The sequence below is a fragment of the Pseudomonas sp. 05T35 genome (assembly GCF_056396605.1).
Genome location: NZ_JBFTLU010000517.1, coordinates 1 through 2,904, shown reverse-complemented (window position 1 = coordinate 2,904; position 2,904 = coordinate 1). Strand labels below are relative to the sequence as shown.

The 2,904-nt window shown below is 56.8% G+C and carries 3 protein-coding genes; all 3 read left to right on the top strand.

The window, feature by feature from the left end:
- Nucleotides 1-530: 530 nt before the first annotated feature.
- Nucleotides 531-914: a DUF6124 family protein gene (locus tag AC1DH9_RS26405; protein ID WP_427543284.1), complete on the top strand. Its 384-nt coding sequence runs from the start codon at nucleotides 531-533 to the stop codon at nucleotides 912-914.
- Between the two features lie 416 nt (nucleotides 915-1,330).
- Complete coding sequence (locus AC1DH9_RS26400) at nucleotides 1,331-1,975, top strand: MBL fold metallo-hydrolase (RefSeq protein ID WP_477806142.1); 645 nt, start codon at nucleotides 1,331-1,333, stop codon at nucleotides 1,973-1,975.
- 116 nt (nucleotides 1,976-2,091) lie between these two features.
- Complete coding sequence (locus tag AC1DH9_RS26395) at nucleotides 2,092-2,820, top strand: YiaD family glycine zipper/OmpA-like lipoprotein (protein WP_054595688.1); 729 nt, start codon at nucleotides 2,092-2,094, stop codon at nucleotides 2,818-2,820.
- Nucleotides 2,821-2,904: the final 84 nt, after the last annotated feature.

The window sequence follows — 2,904 nt, the reverse complement described above, 5'->3', positions numbered from 1 at the left end:
ACTTTGGTCTTGAGCATGCCGGTGGTCTGAGCCGAGACGTCGATAACCGCATCTGCCAAGCGCTGGGTGTTGAGGATACGACAGATATTGGCCGTTTCCTGCCTGTTGCGAGCTGGCTAGAAACGGTCCGAATCAGTCAGTCTAGATAAACTGGATTTGAAAGTTTATGGGGATATCCATTAACTGGTTCTGTCCTAGGAAATGACTACAAACATCTCAATCCCGGCAGAATTTTCCGACAGCTTTTCAAGGTTGCCGGGTGGGAAGGTCTGTGGATAACCTCCGGGTGTCGCTGCCAATTCAGCGGCCGGGTTTAGCGACCCGAACAGGTATAGGTGCTACAGCACCCCAAATCTTTGTTGCAGGTGTTTTTTTATGCCCGCAATATCGCGTCTTGGCGGYTGTGCGTGGGAGACCTTCGGGTCTGCCGGGCTCCTATATCCCCGGTTCGCTAACCTGCGTACGGTCGCCACCTTTACTTGTTTAGCGACGAGTGATGGTGGTTCCAACTCAGGTATAGGAGATTCACCATGCACAAGGTCACTCCAAATCCACCAGAAACCCCAGGCACTTCCCCTTACGCCTCCACCGATTCCAAAAAACTCCACGACGCCGCCGAGCGGGCGCTGGATCATTACCTCAAGCCGCCGTTTGTTGAGGCGCCGCTGTCCGATAAGCGTCCTTCCAATATTTTTACGGTGATTCCTGATCTGGATAACGAGACGCTGTTGGCGCATGCCTCGGAAACGTTGGCGTCGTTGAATGTGCTGGCCAGTGATTTGGCGTTTGAGCTGGAGGGCACGCGTCGGCATGTGGCGTTGGCGATTCAGCAGATGATTTCGTTGGGGGAATTGTTGGTGAATCGGGCGTTGGATAATTTTGATCAGCCGGAGAGCGGTAGCACTGGGTTCTGAAGACAGAGTGCTTCTGTGGCGAGGGAGCTTGCTCCCGCTCGAGCGCGTAGCGGTCGCAAATCCAGCAAGCGTGGTGTGTCTGGTGCAACTCGATTGCAGGTTTTGGGGCTGCTCCGCAGCCCAGCGGGAGCAAGCTCCCTCGCCACGGGTTGAGTGTTCAGTGAAATCAAGCGGCGCGTTCTTTCAGGTATTCCGTGTCTGCAGGGTTTGCGAGGACTTCGTCCGAACGCGGCCCGCCTCGAACGCAGCCTCGCGGGCTCGGCAGCTGCTACAGGGGAACGTGTCGATCCTGAAATCCCTTGTCATCGGAATCGAGCGGCATTCCCCATTCGGGTTGTCGGGTTTGTAACAGGACAGCAATCGGCGGGACAGTTGGGCTGTGCCAGAATAGGTGATCCATTTTTTCAGGAACGCCCATGGACGCTGCCAAACCCGCTCTGATTCGCGAAACCTTTCCCGTCGGCCCTTTGCAGTGCAATTGCACGATCATCGGCGATCCGATCACCAAGAAGGCCATCGTTGTCGATCCGGGTGGCAATCATGAGTTGATTCTGGCGCGGCTGGAGGCGTTGGGGTTGAAGGTGGTGAGCATCATTCATACGCACGCGCACCTGGATCACTTTCTGGCCTCGGGTCAGTTGAAGGAGAAAACCGGCGCAACGTTGCACCTGCATAAAGAGGATCAGTTCCTTTGGGACAATCTGGAGATGCAGTGCCAGATGTTCGGTGTGCCGTACACGCCGGTGCCGTCGCCGGATCGTTGGTTGGCCGATGATGAAGAGCTGGCTTGCGGTTGTGGCGTGGCGTTGCACACGCCGGGGCATACGCCGGGTTCCATGAGCTTTTGGTTTTCCGAGGCTAAGCTGCTGATTGCCGGCGACACGCTGTTTCGTCGCGGGGTAGGGCGTACGGACTTGTGGGGCGGTGATCAGGCGACCATCGTGCGTTCGATCAAGCAGCGTTCGTACACCCTTGATGAAGAGGAGACAGTCATAACCGGACACGGTCCCGATACTCGTCTGGGTGATGAAATGCGTGAAAATCCTTTTGTGCGGGCCTGATTTTCCGGGCTGTGGAACGACCTGATGGAATTTTTGCTGCAGGCCGTGTTCCAACGCCGGCACGGGTCTATTGCCAACGTCCGTTGCACCACAGAATGTAAAAGTAGGAGCTCTCCATGTTCACCTCGAGTCGTTTGATTATTGTCGCTACTGCCGTGGCCATGCTGGCTGGCTGTGCGAACCAGAACCCGTATGACAACCAGGGTCAGGCCGACAGCGGCTCCACGGGCATGAGCAAAACCGCCAAATACGGTGGCCTGGGTGCGCTGGCCGGTGCGTTGGCCGGTGCTGCCATCGACCACAACAACCGTGGCAAGGGCGCGCTGATTGGCGCCGCTGTTGTCGGTGCTTCCGCTGCCGGTTATGGCTACTACGCTGACCAGCAGGAAAAGAAACTGCGCGCCAGCATGGCCAACACCGGGGTTGAAGTGCAGCGTCAGGGCGATCAGATCAAGCTGATCATGCCGGGCAACATCACGTTTGGTACCGACTCGGCGAACATTGCTCCAAGCTTCTACCAGCCGCTGAACAACCTGGCCGGTTCGCTTAAAGAGTTCAATCAGAACCAGATTGAAATCGTCGGCTACACTGACAGCACCGGCAGCCGTCAGCACAACATGGACCTGTCCCAGCGTCGTGCTCAAAGCGTGGCAACTTACCTGACGTCGCAAGGCGTGAGCGGTGCCAACCTGTCGGCGCGTGGTGCCGGTCCGGATAACCCGATTGCCAGCAATGGCGATGTGAATGGTCGGGCGCAGAACCGTCGTGTAGAGGTTAACCTCAAGGCGATTCCGGGTCAGCAGTATGGCCAACCTGCCCAGCAGCAAGGTCAGCAGTACCAGTAACAAAAAACCTGACTGAACCCCAGGTGTAGAAAGCCCGCCCGATTCTCAGCAGATCGGGTGGGCTTTTTTTTGTCTGTTAGGGCC

Excerpts from the sequence above, each read along its gene's own strand:
- AC1DH9_RS26405 (WP_427543284.1), top strand. The coding sequence starts at position 531 with ATGCACAAGGTCACTCCAAATCCACCAGAAACCCCAGGCACTTCCCCT.
- AC1DH9_RS26400 (WP_477806142.1), top strand. The coding sequence starts at position 1,331 with ATGGACGCTGCCAAACCCGCTCTGATTCGCGAAACCTTTCCCGTCGGC.
- AC1DH9_RS26395 (WP_054595688.1), top strand. The coding sequence starts at position 2,092 with ATGTTCACCTCGAGTCGTTTGATTATTGTCGCTACTGCCGTGGCCATG.